At 60.9% G+C, this 17,285-nt stretch carries 18 protein-coding genes; 7 read left to right on the top strand and 11 right to left on the bottom strand.

Annotated elements, in window-relative coordinates; translation table 11 throughout:
- Positions 1-658: 658 nt before the first annotated feature.
- The 3 genes from ATN37_RS21800 (at position 659) to ATN37_RS21790 (ending at position 2,901) form a co-directional block, all read left to right on the top strand.
- Complete coding sequence (locus ATN37_RS21800; protein WP_244993261.1) at positions 659-1,465, top strand: peptidoglycan DD-metalloendopeptidase family protein; 807 nt, start codon at positions 659-661, stop codon at positions 1,463-1,465.
- A 244-nt stretch (positions 1,466-1,709) separates the two neighbouring features.
- On the top strand, positions 1,710-2,471 hold the full coding sequence (locus ATN37_RS21795) for a pentapeptide repeat-containing protein (RefSeq protein WP_218695605.1): 762 nt from the start codon (positions 1,710-1,712) through the stop codon (positions 2,469-2,471).
- 13 nt (positions 2,472-2,484) lie between these two features.
- The gene (locus tag ATN37_RS21790; RefSeq protein ID WP_042452357.1) at positions 2,485-2,901 is read left to right on the top strand and encodes a hypothetical protein; all 417 of its coding nucleotides are present in this window, start codon (positions 2,485-2,487) and stop codon (positions 2,899-2,901) included.
- A gap of 78 nt (positions 2,902-2,979) precedes the next feature.
- Here the strand turns inward: ATN37_RS21790 and ATN37_RS21785 are convergent, their stop codons facing one another.
- From ATN37_RS21785 to ATN37_RS21770, 4 genes are all read right to left on the bottom strand, one after another.
- Entirely contained in the window at positions 2,980-3,321 is a 342-nt protein-coding gene (locus ATN37_RS21785) for a hypothetical protein (protein WP_003943650.1), read from the bottom strand.
- Positions 3,318-4,469, bottom strand: a complete 1,152-nt coding sequence (locus ATN37_RS21780) for an alkane 1-monooxygenase (protein ID WP_007726486.1) — start codon at positions 4,467-4,469, stop codon at positions 3,318-3,320. The genes ATN37_RS21785 and ATN37_RS21780 overlap by 4 nt, the downstream gene beginning before the upstream one ends.
- A gap of 95 nt (positions 4,470-4,564) precedes the next feature.
- Positions 4,565-5,218 carry a class F sortase gene (locus ATN37_RS21775; protein ID WP_007726493.1) on the bottom strand — a complete coding sequence of 218 codons (654 nt, stop codon included), beginning with the start codon at positions 5,216-5,218 and terminating at the stop codon, positions 4,565-4,567.
- Between the two features lie 118 nt (positions 5,219-5,336).
- Positions 5,337-6,617, bottom strand: a complete 1,281-nt coding sequence (locus ATN37_RS21770; protein WP_256933442.1) for an ice-binding family protein — start codon at positions 6,615-6,617, stop codon at positions 5,337-5,339.
- A 223-nt stretch (positions 6,618-6,840) separates the two neighbouring features.
- Here ATN37_RS21770 and ATN37_RS21765 point away from each other — a divergent pair, with 223 nt between their 5' ends.
- Entirely contained in the window at positions 6,841-7,557 is a 717-nt protein-coding gene (locus ATN37_RS21765; protein ID WP_083056115.1) for a TetR/AcrR family transcriptional regulator C-terminal domain-containing protein, read from the top strand.
- Positions 7,558-8,115: 558 nt separating this feature from the next.
- Here ATN37_RS21765 and ATN37_RS21760 read toward each other — a convergent pair.
- The 4 genes from ATN37_RS21760 to ATN37_RS21745 form a co-directional block, all read right to left on the bottom strand.
- Positions 8,116-8,577, bottom strand: a complete 462-nt coding sequence (locus ATN37_RS21760) for an Hsp20/alpha crystallin family protein (protein ID WP_007726499.1) — start codon at positions 8,575-8,577, stop codon at positions 8,116-8,118.
- Between the two features lie 186 nt (positions 8,578-8,763).
- Entirely contained in the window at positions 8,764-9,648 is an 885-nt protein-coding gene (locus tag ATN37_RS21755; protein ID WP_218695604.1) for an MBL fold metallo-hydrolase, read from the bottom strand.
- Positions 9,649-9,785: 137 nt separating this feature from the next.
- On the bottom strand, positions 9,786-11,039 hold the full coding sequence (locus ATN37_RS21750; RefSeq protein ID WP_218695603.1) for a wax ester/triacylglycerol synthase domain-containing protein: 1,254 nt from the start codon (positions 11,037-11,039) through the stop codon (positions 9,786-9,788).
- 46 nt (positions 11,040-11,085) lie between these two features.
- Positions 11,086-12,750, bottom strand: coding sequence for a hypothetical protein (locus ATN37_RS21745; protein ID WP_230793318.1), 1,665 nt, complete (start codon positions 12,748-12,750; stop codon positions 11,086-11,088).
- Between the two features lie 183 nt (positions 12,751-12,933).
- Between ATN37_RS21745 and ATN37_RS21740 the strand changes: the two genes are divergently transcribed.
- Both ATN37_RS21740 and ATN37_RS21735 read left to right on the top strand, forming a co-directional pair.
- On the top strand, positions 12,934-13,551 hold the full coding sequence (locus ATN37_RS21740) for a DUF1109 domain-containing protein (RefSeq protein WP_218695602.1): 618 nt from the start codon (positions 12,934-12,936) through the stop codon (positions 13,549-13,551).
- Positions 13,552-13,751: 200 nt separating this feature from the next.
- On the top strand, positions 13,752-14,243 hold the full coding sequence (locus ATN37_RS21735) for an FBP domain-containing protein (protein ID WP_007726512.1): 492 nt from the start codon (positions 13,752-13,754) through the stop codon (positions 14,241-14,243).
- Positions 14,244-14,392: 149 nt separating this feature from the next.
- Here ATN37_RS21735 and ATN37_RS21730 read toward each other — a convergent pair whose 3' ends face one another.
- From ATN37_RS21730 to ATN37_RS21720, 3 genes are read right to left on the bottom strand one after another with little or no spacing between them, the layout of a single operon-like run.
- Positions 14,393-15,133, bottom strand: a complete 741-nt coding sequence (locus ATN37_RS21730; RefSeq protein WP_218695601.1) for an ABC transporter permease — start codon at positions 15,131-15,133, stop codon at positions 14,393-14,395.
- Entirely contained in the window at positions 15,130-16,065 is a 936-nt protein-coding gene (locus ATN37_RS21725; protein WP_058227586.1) for an ABC transporter ATP-binding protein, read from the bottom strand. The genes ATN37_RS21730 and ATN37_RS21725 overlap by 4 nt, the downstream gene beginning before the upstream one ends.
- Positions 16,062-16,424, bottom strand: coding sequence for a GntR family transcriptional regulator (locus ATN37_RS21720; protein ID WP_218695600.1), 363 nt, complete (start codon positions 16,422-16,424; stop codon positions 16,062-16,064). Before ATN37_RS21720 ends, ATN37_RS21725 begins: the two co-directional genes overlap by 4 nt.
- A gap of 58 nt (positions 16,425-16,482) precedes the next feature.
- Between ATN37_RS21720 and ATN37_RS21715 the strand changes: the two genes are divergently transcribed.
- On the top strand, positions 16,483-16,671 hold the full coding sequence (locus ATN37_RS21715; RefSeq protein WP_218695599.1) for a hypothetical protein: 189 nt from the start codon (positions 16,483-16,485) through the stop codon (positions 16,669-16,671).
- The last annotated feature ends 614 nt before the right edge of the window (positions 16,672-17,285 follow it).

The following is a 17,285-nucleotide window of genomic DNA, read 5'->3' as shown; positions in this document are numbered from 1 at the left end:
ATCAGCACGCGTTTCCGATGCCGGGAACGTGCACTGGTCTCCCGTTCGGCTTGTAGGAGCAATGCCGCCTGTATGTCCCATCTCGGTAACGCTGACGCGCCGGGTGACCAAGACGCGGTATCGTCTCCAGAAGTGACATGGGGCACTGGCGATTGTTCGACCAGATGCCATCCACCGAAGGCGCGCCTGATATCGACCGGTCGGGTCGAATGCGCAAAAACAGGTATGTACCCAGGTAATTCAACCGTGGTGTGGAGCGTCGTGAAGCGACAGCGTATGAGGTGATTCCTCATCCGCAACGCAAGGATCTCCATGTTCCACCCCCTTTCCGACCATCCGGGTAGACACCCACCCTGTCGATCTTCGAATGAGAAGCCTTCGGTTTGTTCCGGCATTCGTAGTCCTCGATCAACGATCGATTCAGGCACTGCCTCGATGTAGAACCCGTATCTCCTGTGCTGTCACCAGGAGATACAGACCTGCGGGTCTATGCGCGCGCTCGCGTTCGAGAGCGGTCACCGTACCTCTCTCCATGGCGCGATCCGAACATTTCACTCCAACGGAGTCTTGGTGCGATACACCAAGTAGCTCAGCACGTATTGAGTGCTGTCTGCGGGTAGAGCCTGCACCTGCTCCGAGCACATCAGTCAAGGAAAACATGAGTAAGCACAGAAAACACAAGCCTTCCAGCACAAAACGATTCATCGCCGTAACTGCGGGACTGGGCGCCCTTGTGGGGGCCGGAGCAGTAGCCAATGCAGGTACCGCCGGTGCGCAGGGCTGGTCGGCGAGTTGCAATTGGGAGTGGCCGGTAAGCGGATCACTTTCGCAGGGTTACCACGCGGGACATGACGGAGTCGACTTCGCTGTCAACGTCGGCACCGCGCTCCACGCGCCCACATCGGGCACGATTTCTGTTGCCGGACCCAATGATCCGGGTGGATATGGAACGTACATCCAGTTGGAAGCGGACAGTGGCGAGCAGATTCAGATGGGCCACCTCTCCGAAACATGGGTCGGTGTGGGGCAACACGTCGAGGTAGGCGACGAGATCGGGGCAACGGGCAACACCGGTAGCTCCACCGGTCCACATCTGCATCTCCGCATTCACAGTGGAGGCGCAGTCGATCCCATGTCCTTCCTGAGTTCGATCGGGGCGTGCGATACCGGGTCGAGTATTGCTCCCGCGCCCGCGCCCGCGCCGGCACAGGACGTAGCACCCGAATTTGCACCGGAACCGGCGCCTGCTCCCGTTGTCTACTCTGAGACATCCGAATCTGCACCGGTAGAAAGCATTCCGGAGTCGGAGACTCCAGCGCCCGGCTCAGAGGTAGTCGTTGCAGCCGGTGATACATTGTTCGACCTCGCGACAGAACGAGGTCTCACCTGGCAGCAGGTGTGGGACATGAATCCGCAGATCGTCAATCCCGATCAGATCCTTGTGGGCGACGTGATCAACTTGTGAGAGTTGATAATTCGATACTGATCCGGAGATGAGTCAACGGCTCGTACACGACCGGTTTCAGTACCCCAGTTGACTCCGAGTTCCACTTCGTGCGCGTGAGCGCTGCAGCCGGGCCGTGCATTTCACGGTCCGGCTGTTTTGCGCGCTCCGAGAAGTGATTCCTACCGAAGTACTGATGTGTGGTGGTTCGCTTCTCGGGCAGCCACGGCCAATCAATGGGGATCTTGCCGATACTATTGAGCCCGTGAACCGGTCCGCGATCACCTCCCTACGTCGACGTTGGTCAGATGAGGACGTCGATAATTTACGGGCGCAATTGCTCGATCAGTCGCGGATCGTCAAGCCTCCCCACACTCTCGTCTCCCCACGGGCGGAGACCGATGACGGGCTGATCGATGTGCGTGGCCTGACAGCGGGTAGCGCTGGATTGGACATTCGGTATCTCACGTTGGAACGGATTGATCTGAGCTTCGCTCGGGGTTCGATCTCCGTCTTCGAATCCGAATTATTCGACTGCCGTTTCGATTTCGTGGCACTGACCGGACAGCCCCGTTTCAATCGCCGACTCGAACGGTGCAGTTTCCGGGGTGCGACGCTCTCGCGTGTGGCGCTCGGACCGAGGGTCGTCGATTGCGATTTCACTGGAGCCAAAGCACGCGGGCTCCGCTCCGTGCCCAATACTGTGTTCGAACGATGCGCATTCGACGACACAGACCTGACTGGTGCGCAGTTCGCCGATACCTCATTCGTGGAGTGCACTTTCGGCGGCGCACGATTCTCGGCGGCCACGAGTTTTGTGCGGTGTTCCTTCACCCGGACCGCTGTCGAGTTCTCCGAGGCGCAAGTGTCGCGAACAACGTGTGACGGCACCGCGATTCCGGATCAATGGGAAGGTGAGGCCGATTCAGCAGTCGCACTGGAGCGGTATGCCGGTCGATATGCCCGAGCACTTGGCGTGGGGGACACAGAGGGTATGGCCCTCGATCCTGAAATGGATGATTCGTAAAGGGGGCAGATCGATGACTCGCGGGGTCACGTTCAGGACAGTATTCGGTGGACCGTCGGTGCCGCTTGACTTCATCGAGGAGTTGACTCGGCTCAGACACCGGCTGAGGGGCATCGCGATGCAGTACGACTTCGATCTGTTTGTTGTCGTTGGTGGCGACATCTCCGTGGTGACCGATCCGACCGGGATCCGGCTTCCGCGTGTATTTCTGGGCAGGCGTACCGCTACGGCGCAGGTACAGATGAACACTGACGACGTGATGGGGGTGCCCGACCCGCGTGCATTTCTGTACACGACGATCCATGCGGCACTGACGGAACTGATCACGCGTGTCTCAGACCGCGACAACGACTTCGATGCGGACGGGGAGCGAGCGAAGATCGAGTTCTTGATCCTCGATGACATTGGCGAGCGCGAATCAAAGCTGTGATGGCAAATGACAAATGCTGCGCTCCCGAATTCGTCAGGCTGTTGTCACTCTCTGGCATCAAACACTGCGGTGACCACTTCACAGAAAATCGCCGGGTGCCGGCAATGGACGAACCTCACTATGAGTTCTGCGGTGCGCGGTAGCGGTGACAAGTAGGTAGCGTTCAGCTGCGGCGTAGTCGGTGATCGATGTTCCGTCGGGCCCGGGGGTTTGAGTGATCAGGTCGAGGTATCGGCGGCGATAGAGGTATGCGTCGGGCTGGGTCAACAGGTACTCCGCGGCAGCGACGACGTCCAGGCTCGGTGCGGCTCGTCTGAGCCGGGTGCGCGCCGGCTGGTACGCAGCTCTGGCGTGTTTGGTCGGCCCGGTGGCCGTGTAGTGCCCGTCGCTGTGGTCGTCGTCTCGGGCATTGTCATTCATATCGTCGCCTTGGTGTGAATGAGCTCGACGTTGCCGTTGTAGTAGCCGAGGACACGGTGATCCATCATCCGCCGCCACAGTGGTGGTACGGCAGCGCAGACGATCATCACCGCGTATCCGGCAGGGAGTTGCGGAGCGGTTGGAGCGCTGCGCAGAGATTGGTAGCGCAGACGCGGATTCGCGTGATGGTCACTGTGTCGTTGTAATTGGTACAGGAACAAATTGGACAAGAGATGATCACTGTTCCAACTGTCTTCGGGCCGGGCTTTGACAAAGCTGCCGTCTTGTCTTCGCGCACGGAGCAATCCGTAGTGTTCGAGGTAGTTTGCGGCCTCGAGGAACGTGATCCCGGCCAAGGCTTGCAGGAGCAGCCAGGGCAGTATCTGCCACCCGAATAAGGTGATCAACGTCCCGAACAGTGCGGCGCTCAGCGACCATGCCTGCACGATGTTGTTTCGAGGCGACAGTGCGGGTGAACCCTGCCGGCGCAGGCGTGCTGATTCGATCCGCCAGCCCGATTTCAGACCTCCGAATACGCTGCGGGGCAGGAATATCCAGAACGATTCCCCGAAACGAGCACTGGCGGGATCGCGCGGCGTCGCAACGTTGACGTGGTGACCGTGATTGTGCTCGATGTAGAAGTGCCCGTAGAACGATTGAGCGAGCACAATTTTCGCCAACCGCCGCTCGAGGCGGCTGCTCTTGTGGCCTAGTTCGTGTGCGGCATTGATACCGACGCCCGCAACGACGCCGACGGTCATCGCCAGTGCGATCTTCTCTCCGGTTGCCATCGGGGCGTGCGCCCAACACCATGCGGCGAAGACGAGGCCAGCGTATTGGAGTGGCACGAACAGGTAGGTACACCAGCGGTAGTAGCGGTCGTCCTGCAATGCCGCGATCACGTTGTCGGGTGGGCTGCGGCCATCTGCGCCGACTGCGACGTCGACGATCGGGATGACGAGAATCAGGATCCAGGCACCGGTCGCCCAGAACAGGCCGAGGTGCAAATATTCGACCAGCAGCCAGGACAGGAAGGGACTCAGCGGGATCAGCAATCCCAACGGCCACCAGTAACGCTTCCGATCCCGCCATGCAGGAGCGTCGACACCTGCTTCGGCGCTCGCTCGAATGTCGTCGGTGTCTGTCATCGAAACTTCTCGAGCACGGGAAAGTGGAATACGGTCATTGCTCTCCAACGGTTCGTGCGGACTTTCGAAGTGGTGTGCTGCGGCGTCTCAGGCGGTTAGGCCAGGTCGGCGAATGCGATGATGTTGTCGTTGTAACTGCGTGCGGTTTCGTCGAAGGATCCACCGCACGTGATGATCCGGAGTCCGGGGTGGTCGATGTCGCCGTATACGACGTCGGTGGGAAAGTCCTCTTTGGGGAAGTGTTCGACACTGGTAGCGGTGAACACTGCGCGACTTCCGTCTTCGCGGGTGACGATGATGTCGGCTCCTGTTTCGAGATTCCGCAGATCGAAGAAGACCCCGTCGGTGCCTTGCCAGTCGACGTGGCCGGCGATGATTGCCGGTCCGACCTCACCGGGGGCGGGAGCGCCGGTGTACCACCCTGCGTCCTTCCCATCCGGTGGGACCTCGAGTGCTCCATCGGTATCGAGTCCGAGATCGATGATGTCGGTGTCGACGCCGATGGACGGGATTTCGAGGCGCGCGGGGCGGTGGTCAGCAGTTACCGGCGCCCTTTCGGGCAGTGCAGAGTCAGTGGCGCGCGGCGCGGATGTGGTGTCTTGTCGAGGCGACGAGATTGGTTGTGAATTTCCGCTGTCGGATTGTCCACCGGCGCATCCGACCACCGTTACGAGTACTGAAACAGTAAGGGCGAGAGCCGTGATGGCTCGGCGAGTTCGCGGAGCCATCACGGAGTTTTCGTCTTTCATCTATCGACTTGTCCGACGGATGACGAGGGCCGACATAGCCACGACGCTGAAGAAGCCGACGAGCAGGGCGATCCACCCTCCACTGGACTGTCCGCCGCGTTGGGATTGTGTGCTTCCGTCACCGGTGTCGACCGACCCTCGTGGTACCTGCTGCACCTGAGGGGCTCGAACATTCGGGGATTCCGGGCCTACCGGTTGAGTGGTCGGGGTACCCGTTCGAGAAGCTGACGTCGTCGGCACCCGAGACGGGACGGTTACCGTCCCGGGAACGGTGGGAGGTATTCCCGGCAGTGGTGGGAGACCGGGAATCTCGGGTATGGACGGAATGTTTCGGCTGGTCGTGATGATCGGCGGTACGTCCACAGTGGTTGTAGTCGTGCCGTTCGGCCCTGGTGTGGTGGTCGTCGCTTCCACCGGTGTACCANGTCGTGGTTGTAGTCACCTCCGGCGGGACGACCGTCGTGGTTGTAGTCACCTCCGGCGGGACGACCGTCGTGGTTGTAGTCACCTCCGGCGGGACGACCGTCGTGGTTGTAGTCACCTCCGGCGGGACGACCGTCGTGGTTGTAGTCACCTCCGGCGGGACGACCGTCGTGGTTGTAGTTGTCGCGGTGTCAGGCGGGACCGTAGTCGTCGTAGTGGTCGGAGTCGTGGTCGTGACAGGAGGCGCACAGGTCGGGATCGTAACGGTGTTCGTATCCAGAGTGACCGCGCCATTGATCGCCAACAGTCGACCCTCGACGGTTGCCTCGGTTGTGGCAGTAATGTCTGTCAGCGCCAACAGGTTTCCTCGGAAGACGGAGTTGGTGCCCAGGGTGGCGGAACTTCCAACCTGCCAGAAAACATTGCATGCCTGCGTTCCGTTGATCAGTGCAACGGTGCTGGACGACGATGTGATCAGCGTTGATCCCGCCTGGAAGACGAAGACTGCATCGGGGTCACCTTGCGCGTCGAGGGTGACGGTTCCCGACAGTGCGATCGACGAACCGGAGTTGTAGACACCCGAAACCAGTGTCCGACCGGTCAAGTCGTCTCCCGTCGGTTGTGTGGGTCCCTGACCGGCAAGAGTGTTGTAGGCAGTCAGCACGTCGGGTTTCGCTCCCTGCGATACCGCGTCGCCACCATGATTGGTGCCGGCAATCGTCAGGTCCGATACACCGGTGATGGTTGGAGTCGGATACGTGCCGATATCGCCGCCGAGGGTTGTCGGTCCGGTGTTGGTGATTCCTGCTCCGGCAAGGACTGCAAAGGGCTCAGCGGTGCCGAGTCCGACAGCAGTCGCTTCCGCGCCGGCAGTGCCGGCCGGCAAGACGAGAATGCCGACGGAGAAAACGGAAATCGTTGCAATACCCGAGAATTGAAAGAACCGCGAGCGTCGTGTTGCGGTGGGTGCTGTCATGTTCTGTTCATCTTCGATCCTTTGAAGAAGGGACTCATGCGACGAAAGTGAGTCCGTACGTCCGCGCCGACTCCGGCGCCGGGACGTATCGATGAGCGCCCACGTAAATCCGGACATTCCGGGTGTACGATGTGTGTATACGTTGTATGCATAGGGCGTATCCGAACAGTAAACCAGCCGTACTGTTCTGTCAACGCGTAGGCATACGATGTATGTTTTGTGGATGACCGGACACTCGCCAGATCGCACTAAGGGTTTGATTCCCGCCGCGGACCGCGAGGAGCCCCTCACCAGGGCGCTCGTACTCTCGACGGCGTTGGCGATCATCGACGAGGAAGGTGCCGACGGCCTCTCCATGCGCCGACTGGGCAAAGCGCTCGACAGAAATCCGATGACTCTCTACAGGTACGCGGCCAACAAGGCGGCCCTGCTGGACGGGGTCGTCGAGACCGTGCTCGAACAACTGGTCGTCGACCCGTCCGATCGCGACTGGAGGGGGCAGCTGCACGCGGTTGCGTACGGGTATCGCCGCCTCGCGCTCGCGCACCCCAACGTGGTTCCTTTGCTGGTCACTCGGCCGCTGTCCACGCCGCTCGGATTGCGTCCTCCCGGGACGTTGCGCTACCTCGAAGCGATTCTCGAACTGCTGATACGGGCCGGTTTCACTCCTGAAGACGCATTACACATCTACCGAGCAGTGTTCGGCTTCCTCAACGGGCACATTCTCAACGAGCTTCAGGAAATAGTCGAAAATCCCGAGGAGACGGACGATCTCTTGCGACTCGGTCTGCATCGGCTTGCGCTTGCCGAGTTTCCGAGACTGCGGTCGATGGCTACGATCATGGCTCACTACGACGGGCAGGACGAACTCGAGCGCGGTCTGGCAATCCTTCTGGAGGGTCTGGCGACGGCATCTCCTCCGACGAGGGTTGAGGGCTGACCACTTTCAGTTTGGGTATAGACATGAGACGACCTCGACGGCCACACAATTCAGGGGACCGACGAGGTCGGTAAGCGTCAGCGCAGTCACTGACGTCTACATTTCAACCGTACGAGTCACGGTTGGCAGGTGGCGGCGAGCTTCGTCCTTGTTGTGTGAGTGTTTCGTCCTGCTTCGCCCATTTCGGGCGGTTCCTGACCTGCTGCAGGTGATGGCTCTTCGGTTCGGCCGGAATGCTTCATCGAGCTGAACGTGTGTAGAGCGCCTGTAAATGCCGTCCGTCCGCCTCGGTGGACGGACGGAAGGCATCAATTCATTTGTGGGTGACCGTATTCGGCGAACACGGTCTGGTTTTGTCAGGGTTGAAATTCTTCGTTGGTGGGGTTCTCGGGCGGGGTGGCCGCGAGGATGCGCTTCCACCAGCCTTGCCGCTGCGGGTCTTCGTTCTAGACGACCGGTTCAGCCAGAGCTGCGGCGGGGGCCATGATTGGCGCGGGCATAGTGGACCTCCTGGATGAAAGGTTCTCGTACAGTCGATTTCGTGCCAAGCCGTTCAGGTCAGGCTTCGATCTGTCCTTGGGTTTTCACCTCGGAGTTTGCGGTGCGGGACGGCGGTCCCGACGAGATTTCGATCCGCCGCGGTTTCGCCTTCTCTGCGATCGGCAAGGTCACGGTCAACACGCCGTTGTCGTATGAGGCGACGATCCGTTCGGAATCGATGTCCTCACTGATGGACAGCTGCCTTCTGTATGTTCCTGTGAAACGCTCACCGGCCAGCCACGTCACTCCCTCTTCGGAAATGGCGCTGCGGTGCGCGGTCAGGGTGAGGGTCGAGCCGTCTACCTGTACGTCCACTGATCCTGGGTCGACGCCGGGAAGATCGGCGTGAAGGACGTAGTGGTCATCGATCTTGTAGAGGTCCATCGGCATGAAACGTGGACTTCGGCTGCTGCCGGTTCCGGTGGCAAGCAGGGACTTGGTGATCGCGTCGATGTCGGTGAAAGGATCGAAACGAAGCACAGCAACACACCTCCCGTATCGTCTAAGAAAGGTCACCGTCACCTCGACGGCGACCGAACTTACTGTGCGAGAACATGATAACCAGCCAAACTGGCACTCTGCAACCTCGAGTGCCAGATTTTTTCGGTGAACTTCGGTCCGATTCTCGGAAGTATCCGAAATGGCGCGATCAGTTCGCCAGGGATGTCAGAGGGTCCGGCGAAACACCTTGTCTTCGTCGACTGTGACGGCACCGGATGCGATGAGTCGTTCGAGGTGTAGCTGAGCTGTCCGTCGTTCGACGGCGTCGACGTACGGGGCCGATACGTGGGGGCGGTAGACGAGTCGATGAGCGACTATGTCTTCCAAGAGTTTTGGTTCGCCGAGGAATTGGATGAGACGGTCTTCGCGGCTCAGTAATTTGTCGCGGTATGCGGACAACCGGCGACGGAACTCGTCGCTGCCCTCGACCACGCCCTTCTGATGGAATGTTCCGTACCAGCGTGCGTCGATCGTTGCGATGTGGTCGATGGAGTCGAGGAAGTCGTTGACGCTGCTACCCAGGTCGCCGTACATCGGGCCGAAGGAGGTGAGATCGATGTCGGCGACGTAGAAGAAGCCGTCTGGTTCGACGAGGACCCCGCAGTGTCCGCGGGTGTGCCCTGGCAAATGAATGACTGTCGCAGTGCGGTCGCCCAGGTCGAAGGCGTGGCCGCCCGCGATCCCCGACACGTTCTCGTGGGTCGGGGGTATGCCGTATTGCGTAGCAATCGACTGCTGGACCTCGACTCGTTCGTTCGGAGGAAGGCCGTAATTGGTGAGCATCGTGTCGAGGGATGCGACTGCGGGTGCGTCGAGATGGTGCGCATAGGCCGGGGTGTCGAAATGGCGTAGTCCGGCGATGTGGTCCTCGTGCCCGTGGCTGACGAATACGAGGTCTGCGCCGACGGGGTCGCGGTCGAGGGAGAGCGAAGGGTCGATGACGAGCGTGCTTTCAGATCCGTGCACTACCACGGTGTTCCCGTAGGGGACGGCACCACCGTTCTCAGGAACCAGTACCGAGACCTTGCCGAATTCTGCAGGTGTGAACATCTTTCGCCTTCCTCGTGACGATCGTGTCGTGACGACACCGGCTTGCAGGCTCGAATCAGTGGAGATGTTGTCGAGACGTCTCGACAGTATCCGTTGCCCAAGCGGCGAGGTGCATCGGATAGTGGCAGTAGATCCAGTCAGTGTGCAGTGCCGGCTATTTCGTCGAGAGTCCGTTCGACGGCTCGGGCGATCTTGCTTGCAGGTGGGAGATGCTCGGCATCGGTCTGGATTCCGATCCAGAATGTGTCGTTGTAGGACGCTGCGGTGAAGCCGACGCGGACATTGCCCGCCAACGGGCCCAGAGGCCAGAGTTCGACTAGCGCTGCCCCGTCGAGCGTGAGCGGGCCGCGCGGTCCATGGACGTTGGACACGACTGCACCGATCATGTGCTGCCGCTTTGCGAGCTTGTCGAAAACGCCGGCGATACGCGGTGACCGAAAGGTTGTTCCCGCAGCGCGTGCGGAAGGTTTGGCCGCAGCGGTTTGCTTCGCGACGATCGCGACTGTGCGTTGTGGGTCGGTTTCACGAAGTGGAAGGTCGATGATCATGAACCCGACGGCATTGCGTGCGCTACCGATCGCTGTGACTGCGACGGGTACCGATACCGCAATCGACTTGGGGATGGGCTCGCCGCATTCTTGGAGGATGAATCGCAGTCCGCCGCCCACCGCAACGAGATAGGCATCGTTCAAAGTGCCTCCCGCTTGCTGCGCGGCATGCTCGATCAGAGAGGTGCGGACGTTGACGGACGAGATCGATCTCGTGGGACCAATGGCGCCCAGCAACACCCGTGATCGGATTGGCCGGTGCAGGAAAGTACCGATTCGAAATCGGAGGAGGTCGAGGGAACCGGCGGCCTTCGGAGGGATGTTCGGCACGGGAGCGCCCGGGTCGGTACTTTTCGAATCAGGTGAGGCGAACAAGCGCTCGAAAAGGTCGCTGGCTCTGGCGCCGTCGAGAACCGCGTGATGCACTCGGATGACAATGCCGCACAGACCCGGTCGAGCTGCAGGAACGAAGGCGATGTGCCACAACGGTCGGGTGGTGTCGAGGGGTTGCATCACGAGTCGACCACAGACGGATTCGAAGTCGGGTTCTGTAGGCCCGCGTCCGTCAAGCGAGAGATGGAGGTCGAAGTCGATGTCGTTTTCCGTCCACCACCATGACCCGTTCCGCATGATCGGTCGCTGCCGCAGTAACGGCTCCTGCGCGATGTGAGCGGCGAGAGTGCGGTGAAGTCGCACTAGATCAGGTCGACCGTCTCGATCGACGAAGCCACCAGGAGCGAGCAGTCCGGCAATAGTGACCAGGTAGGGCTGGACGTGCACACCGAGCTGGAAGCTCGCAGCGTCGACGGGTGATATCGGCACGTCGGGTGTGGTGTCGACCATCTGCTGAGCCTAATCGAGGCGACACGGTGGACGGCGATGGTTTCGGCTAGCGGATCACCAAGTCGTGGTCGGTGGCGCTGAGCGTGATCGCGGCAATGGGGTTTCCGCGCATCCAGTCCTGCACGAACGCGTCCAGAGCGGGGTTCGATGCCCGATCCGCGTACGCGTCCGACGGGATCTCGATTGCCCCGACGAGGTGGCGCGGATCGGCATCGAGGCCGGATGCGCGGGGAGCCATCCGTAGTCCGTCGGCGGTGTGCAGGACGACCGGAAGAACCGTGCCATCCGGTGCAGTCACGGTCGCGGTCCGCGTGGTGGCGACCGGGTCGAAATGGTCCACGTCCAGTCGGTATCCGGACGGTTGTGCGTGCTGGCCGATCGCGTCGAGCAGACGCGGATCCACCACAGAGTACGGAAACCCGATGTCGATCAGAGCCTGACCGTCGATGGCACCGTCGCGGGCGGGCAGGGTCGTGGACAAGTGCCAGGGGGCAGCGGGGGACAGGGTATCCGTCGACCGGTCTGTCGGCGCGTTTTCGATCAGTGTGCCGAGGAGGGACGCGCCGGTCGGCGTGAACTCCCAGGCATCCCCGACGAGATCCTTGTGCCAGAAGCCGGATTCGGCGCCGCGGAGACCCTCGACGCGCAACTCCCGCCGGTTCGGGCCGGGACCGAGTGAGTGCACACTGATCGCGGATGTGACTTCACCGGGAATTTTGGGCTGGTGCACCCAGTCTGGGGCCGGAAGTCGGATCGCGGCGGTGCTGCGGTCGAGTGTTTCGGCCACGAGGTTGGGTGCCGACGGCTTGTCCGACTGATCTTCCCAGCTGTAGCGGAAGAAGATCGAGTCCGATCCCGAAGAATCGAAATCAAATGTGCGGGTGTATATGTCGCCGTACTTGTTCATCACGAAAGTGGTTGATCCGGCCGCCGACAGCGAGTCCGCCTGGAATCGCCCGCCGAGCGGGCCGCCGATCTCGTAGCTGTCGTCGTTGGGCAGCCACGGGTCCGCGTAGGTTATCCGGCTGCCGTCCCCGGTCAACGTGGGGATCATCGTCATCTTGGCGAGTCCGACGAAGTGAATCCGTCCTGCGACGTCGGTGAAAGTTTGGTTGTCCCAAGGCGACGAGACGCTCAGTGCCCACCCGTTCGGGTGGTCTCCGGGGAGTTGTCGGCCGGGACCGCTCCACAGCGGTGCGCCCCATGCCGAGGTCCAATTCCACACCAGCGGATCCTGGGATGCGTTGTCCATCGTGTAGATCCAGCCGTTGTCGTCGACCGCGACGAGTTCGTCGTCGTCCAGTGATATCCCGACCAGTCGTCCACGCAGGCACTCGGGCATCGGCACGAAACGCCACGGTTGAGCCGTTGATGCGCCTGTCTCTCGCGGCCGAGCGAGTAAGTCGTGGTCGACTAGCGCGAAGTCCCAGAAACGGTTGAATTGCGTAGTTGGCGTGCGGATCTGGACCGAGCTGGGGGCGGTTGAACCGGTGAATGTCGGTAGGTTTGCCAACCCGACTCGACCTCCACCGGAGGGCGCACCTGGTGGCAGTTGGGCGGTTCCGAATGATATGCAACTGGCCGGCCCAGGTTCGGTGGGCGCGGCAGCGGCGAGGGGAGTGGACCACAGGAGGGCGGCGGAGAGTAGGACGCCGACGCTCAGCAGTCGCGGTCGGTGCGGGTGCGAAACTCCACTCGCGGTCTCGTTCACCGTCCGATTGTCGCATGATCGGCACGTTGAATCTGAGAATTGTGAGGTTTGTCCATCTGTGTCGGTTGCGGCGAGAGTGCCGATCGCTGCGTTGGTTGTTGTGAGTGGAACGAGAGTGCGTGTACTGCAAAGGTATTCGCCGTGTAGCTGAGTTTTGCCATGACCTGCAGATACGGTGGGGTGATGAGAAGGCCGAAGTCGCTGGGTGAATGGTTGGTAGCTGACCCTCCGGAGTCGTCCAAGCCACCGGGGCCGATTCTTTTGGCATTCACCGTTGTTCCGCTCATTGCGTTGGTCTGCCGGCATTACGGTTGGTGGCCTTCGCCGTTCGGGGAGTACAGATGGTTGGATCCCTTCCTCGTCAGCGCCGCGGCTCTGCTCATCTTGATCGTGGTCGGTCTGGTGTGGGCGATCCGCACCCTCTATGCCCTTGGCCAGGACCGGCGGTGGTCGTGGTGGATTCTGTCCTCCCCGATCGCCGTCATCGCTGCAGCAGCTCTGGTGTTGTTGATGCCGCCGGCAACTTTCCTCGACAAGAGCGGAGAGTTCGAGACCATCGCGATTGGTCTTTTGGAGCAGCCTGAATCGACCGTGGAAGAGCTCGAGATCGGCCAGTTCGATATCAGTAGTGCCCATGTCGTGCGGCCGGATGAGGTCTACTTCATCGACAACGACAGCATGTTCATCACCTCGAGTGGGTGGGTGTACTCGCCCAGCGGCCCACCATCGGGGTTCGATGATTTCTCCGCAACTCACCTCGGCGGACCTTGGTACGAGTTCACGGCGGTATGGCGTGACTGATAAATCGAGTGGCCTGTAACGCAGGCCTGTAGCTACCATCGCGGTGTGGATACGTACACGGTGACGCCCCATGGGCGTGAGGGGGTTGTCGGCGTCGTCTTCGCCGGCGACAGATAGCGCATTTCGGACCCGACAGCACTTGGTGCTGATCGGGCCATGAGCTGTACCCACCTTCACCGAGCCACGATTGGTATACACCCATGATCATTTTGACCGATACATCTATTCGTTCCAGCCTCGTCAACGCGAGTCGTAAGGAGAAGTCCGATCTCACCCTGCCGGACGGCTTCGGCACCATCGACTTCGACGCTCTCGACTACCTGGGCTGGCGAGATCCGAAAATGGGCCGACGCGCCTACGCGATCGTCCCGACACTCGACGGGGAGACCATCGGAGTCTTGCTCGTTCAAGCCGAGGCCACTCCGCGATCGCGCGCCCAGTGCTCCTGGTGCCGCGACACGCGACTCCCCAACGAGGTCGTCTTCTACGGCGCCAAGTTGGCCGGGCCCGCCGGTCGACGTGGCAGCACGGTCGGAACACTGATCTGCCGAGACTTCCAGTGCTCGTCCAATGTTCGTAACGACCCCCCGCTCCCGTATGCCGGCTACGATGCCGCCGCTGCGCGCCAGAACCGGAAAGATGAACTGGTGCTGCGGGCTTCGAGTTTTGTCGAGCGGGTGGCTCGGCAGTAGAGCGGACCAAATCGGGGACGAGATAGCACCCTGTTGCGACGTTCGTCCCCCTTTCCTGACTCAGGGAGGGGGACGAGCTGTCTAGACGGGTTTGATCCGACGAGCACTTCGAGACGACGCGACATGTGGCGTCGCACATGATTGCGCGGTCACGGCGTTGCTCGACGCAACGTCGCCCAGGCTCCGGCGATGCACGCGATGGCAAGGGCCAGAGGGAGTAGTGCCATCGGTACAACTCGGGGAGTATCGACAAACCACGAACCGATCGCCGGCCACCACCCAGCCCAGGTGATCGCGATCGCTGACAAGCCGAGGAAGCCGAAAAGCCCGGTGAGGGAGGCGAGTAGACCGGTGATCCTCCACCGCTGGTAGATAGCACCTGCCAGCATTGCGATCGAACTGGTCAGCAGCAGCGTCGCGAACAGTGCGAGCAACTGTACGGCGGTGTTGTCGGTGAAATAGCGTGCGATGCCGAACATGCGCATGTGCACACCCCAGCCGTTGGTGGCGGACTCCAGCACGGACAGCAGTTGCAGCGCGATTGCGAAGACTGCGGACTGTGCCAGCGCCATAACCGTGGTGGCAGTGAAGAACTCGCGGCGGGTCACGCTCAGTCCGAGCGCGAATGGGAACGTCTGCGTCATCGACTGGAGGTAGAACGCCAGCACGAAACCGTAGACCGAGAACACACTGCCGGTGAATCCTTCACCCTCCTCGTTCCCGACGATCGCGTAGATAGTGAAGCTGATCAGGAACGAGATCAACAGGATGCCCACCGGCCAGGCGATCAGCAACGGCCACGCGACCGTGTGCAGTTGTAGGACGGCACCGATCCTGGACCGAGCGGGCGTCTTCGGGACCGTCCGTGGCTCTGTCGTTGCGATACTCATACGGTGATCTCCTTGCGCTGCGTCGAAGTCGCGATGACAAGTTCCTGCAAAGATGCCGGTTCCACTTGGACTCCTGCCTCCCGCAGTCGGTTTCGCTCGGTCTCTGTCACATCGGCCTGCAACATGATTCGGCTGTGGGCGCCCAGTGTCTCCCGGCGCAGGACCCTGCCGGACGCAGCAACGGCATCCACCGCATCAATGGGACCGGATACCACCACGGCGCGGCTACGCAGTGCATCCGCGTCTGCGTCGACGACAATCCGGCCGCCGTCGACGACAATCACGTGCTCGAGTAGATTGGCTACCTCGTCGATCAGGTGAGTCGAAAGCACCACAGTGCGAGGATGTTCGGCGTAGTCCGCAAGCAGGCGATCGTAGAACAGTTGGCGTGCAACGGCATCGAGACCGAGATACGGCTCGTCGAAAAGCGTGAGCGGTGCACGGGAGGCAAGTCCGATGATCACTCCCAACGCTGACCGCATGCCGCGCGAGAGCTTCTTCACCTTGCGGCACAGGGGAAGTTGGAAATCGTCAAGCAGTGTCTCGGCGAACGCGTGGTCCCAATTCGGGAGTAGATGGCCGGCGGCGACGAGTACGTGCTTGACCTTGAGGTCTTCGGGGTACGTCTGGCTTTCCTTGACGAAGCACACGTTCGCCAGGACGTCGGCATTCTCGAAAGGGGCGGCCCCGAAAACTTCGACGTCGCCGCTGGTGTGCAGGTCCTGCCCGGTCAGTATCTGCATGATCGTCGTCTTGCCTGCGCCGTTACGGCCGAGTAGGCCGTAGATCTTGTTGCGGCTGATCTCGAACGAGACGTCCGCGAGCGCGTCGACATCCCCGTACTTTCTGTCCACGGAGCGCATCGAGGCGACAAGTTCAGTTTCGTCGAAACGCCTGACTCGGGGCTCGGTCGTTGTCGTGCTTGCGTTCATCGGTCCGCCTTCCTGTCGTCCAGCATGGATTTGAGTTCGCCGAGGGAAATCTGGAGCCGGTCGGCCTCCGTGACCAGCGGCTCGATGTATTGGCGCGCGAACGCTTCTCGTCGTCTGAACCTGAGTGCGTCGCGGGCGCCGACCGTGACGAACATTCCGATTCCCCGTTTCTTGTAGAGGATCCCCTCGCCTACGAGCTGATTGAGGCCCTTGGCTGCCGTCGCCGGATTGATTCGGTGGAACGCCGCCAGTTCGTTGGTTGAGGGCACCTGCCCGTCTTCGGGTAGTGAGCCGTCGATGATCGAACTCTCGATCTGTTCGGCGATCTGTTGGAACAGTGGTCGTCCGTCGTCGATCACGATGACCGGCGCTCGGTGTTCACTGGTTCATTACTCATGTAATGAACCATAGAACGTCATGGGGCATGTTGGCAATGAGATCGCGGAAACTGGCACCGATGACTTGGGTCTCCGAGCGCTACCCATCGGGACATTCATCGCAGAGGCTGATGGAACAGCTTGGATGCAGACCGGCTACGACTTCCAGATCCCGGGGCGTTGCGCACAGGCATTGAGCTTCTTCGGAACCATGGAACCGCCGATCTAGGTGGTCGACCACGGGACGGGGCACCTTCGGGTGGCCGGTAGTTATCGCCTCAATGAATTCGGCCACCTCGTCGAAGGCGGCAACTATGTCGCGGGGGTCATTCTGTATGGACGGTGTAGCTTGGGGAGTTCGCTATGCGTTGACGCAAACACCCGGCAGCATCGGCAGTTCGCCACCCACCCGTGAAGCAGGCGAAACCACCAGCCTCGGCTTCGGGGCGTAACCCGTAGTCGTAGAACGGAAGCCGGACCGCACGCGGCGGTCGGGCCCCTTTTCGTCAACCCAAAGACGGAGTCGTATCCACCGCAAGTAGGGACTTAGCGCCCCGTTTTGGTGTTTCTGTACTGATTTGCAATCCCGATACGTACGCTTCCGGCCAGGGAATCGGACACTCGACCAGCAGGGGTATCTATGCCGAATGTGACAGTGAAATTCGGGGGTTCAGACCCGGAAACAGCAGACCTCGCACGCCGGGCACTGCAACCAGTACTAGATGTATGAGGAACGGACGTTAGTTACGCGGTGCCGGCGGTAAGCGGCGGGCGGTCGTCCTCCGCGTGTTGAATGCGGTCGATGATAATTGTAGTGAACGTTCCAGATTTCCACGGCGGTGC

This window comes from Rhodococcus sp. MH15, from assembly GCF_019266045.1.
GTDB classification, from domain to species: domain Bacteria; phylum Actinomycetota; class Actinomycetes; order Mycobacteriales; family Mycobacteriaceae; genus Rhodococcus_F; species Rhodococcus_F qingshengii.
Note: the sequence above shows the minus strand (reverse complement) of the source record. Positions and strands in the feature narration are given on the sequence as shown.